Source organism: Phenylobacterium sp. (assembly GCF_030693805.1).
GTDB lineage: Bacteria > Pseudomonadota > Alphaproteobacteria > Caulobacterales > Caulobacteraceae > Phenylobacterium.
The window spans coordinates 1-1,272 of the sequence record NZ_JAUXZW010000425.1; the positions used below are offsets into that span (position 1 = coordinate 1).

Sequence of the window (1,272 nt, forward strand, 5' to 3'; positions counted from 1 at the left end):
ACGAAGGCGATGAGACGGTGGTTGCCACGATCGTGTCGGCTGACAGCAACGGTCCGCTGGTTGTGACACAAGACACGGCCACGGGCACGATTCTGGACGACGACCTGCCCACGGTTCGACTGGAGACGGTCAACGGTGCGGCGGTGGAAGCCAGCGATGCGGGTGAAACGGCAAGCCTAGCGGTGCCGGCCACGTACAAGGTGGTGTTGAGCAATCCGTCTGAATTCCCGACCACGGTGACGCTGAATTGGGCGGCTGCGGCGGCCGGCGCGGGCATCAACCCGATTGAGCCCGGTGATGTGGCCTCCTTCCAATACGAGTCGGCACCGGGCGTGTGGACGGATGTGCCGGCGGGCGGTCAAGTGACCCTGGCGGCGTTGCAGACCGAGTTGCTGGTGCGAGTGAATCCCGCGTCTGACACGGTGTATGAAGCCACCGAGAACTTCGTGGTGAACCTGACGGCGGCCTCGACCAACAACCAGGCACTCAGCATCACGGATGGTCAAGAGAATGGGACCATCTCGGATGAGGCGAATAACACGGGTGATTTGCCGACGTTCACCATCAACGATCGGACGGTGAATGAGGATGCTGGGACGATCACATTCACGGTGACCAAGACGGGTCAGAGCGAGTTGCCATCGAGCGTGAACTACTCGGTGGCACAGGGCTCGGCGCAGACGCCTGCAGACTACGGTGCGGGTCTGGTCGATGGGCTGAGTGGGACGCTGAACTTTGCGGCGAATGTGACGACGCAGACGATCACGTTGAAGGTGGAGAACGACAGTCTGTTCGAGACGTCGGAGAACTTCTTCGTGAACCTGAGCGGTGCGGTGGGTGCCACGATCAGTGACAACCAAGGCATTGGCACGATTCTGGACAACGACGCGCCGACGGTGTCGATTGCGGTGAATCCGGCGACGATAGGCGAGAGCGCGGAAGACGGCTCGGTGTTGACCTTCACCATCAGCCTGAGCAACCCGTCGTCCTTTGCCACGACGGTGACCTACACGCTGAGTGGTCAGGCGACGGAGGGGTCGGACTACACGACACCGGTGCTCAAGACGGTGGTGATCCCGGCGAACACCCTGAGCGTGACGTTCCCGGTGGACCCGACGCCGGATGGAACGTACGAAGGCGATGAGACGGTGGTTGCCACGATCGTGTCGGCTGACAGCAACGGTCCGCTGGTTGTGACACAAGACACGGCCACGGGCACGATTCTGGACGACGACCTGCCCACGGTTCGACTGGAGACGGTCAACGGTGCGG

Annotated in this window: 1 protein-coding gene; it reads left to right on the plus strand. The window is 62.0% G+C overall.

Features of this window, described 5'->3' with window-relative positions; translation table 11 throughout:
- A partial coding sequence (locus Q8M88_RS17125) for a Calx-beta domain-containing protein (RefSeq protein WP_305598362.1) occupies positions 1–1,272 on the plus strand: 1,272 nt, incomplete at both ends.